The sequence below is a fragment of the Flavobacterium sp. LC2016-23 genome (assembly GCF_009674775.1).
Taxonomy (GTDB): Bacteria; Bacteroidota; Bacteroidia; order Flavobacteriales; family Flavobacteriaceae; genus Flavobacterium.
This window is the reverse complement of record NZ_WKKE01000098.1, coordinates 1-332: the sequence shown is the minus strand read 5'-3', so window position 1 is coordinate 332 and position 332 is coordinate 1. Positions and strand designations below refer to the sequence as shown.

Here is a 332-nt window from a genome sequence, read left to right as displayed (position 1 = left end):
TAAACTCCGCTTGTCAAGGCTGTTGTAGCTGGAATCGCTGTTCCGCCTGTTGCAGCACTGTACCAAACCACATTAGGCTCATTGGTCTGAATGCTGGCAAAAGTCGGTGCATTTACCAGACAGAAATCTTGTGTCGTATCTGTAGTAGTTGGTGTTGCCGGATCGGTTACGGAAATCGTAACGGCCAATCTTACGGAACTCTCACATCCTGTGGCAGCATCCAATAAAGCAGCGTAATAAGTGCCACTTGTCAAGGCTGTTGTAGCAGGAATCGCTGTTCCGCCTGTCGCAGCACTATACCAAACCACATTAGGTTCATTGGTCTGAATGCT

At 48.2% G+C, this 332-nt stretch carries 1 pseudogene; it reads right to left on the bottom strand.

Annotation, left to right across the window (positions count from 1 at the left end):
• Positions 1 to 332 (bottom strand): annotated as a pseudogene (locus tag GJU43_RS23000) (hypothetical protein); the annotation flags it as partial.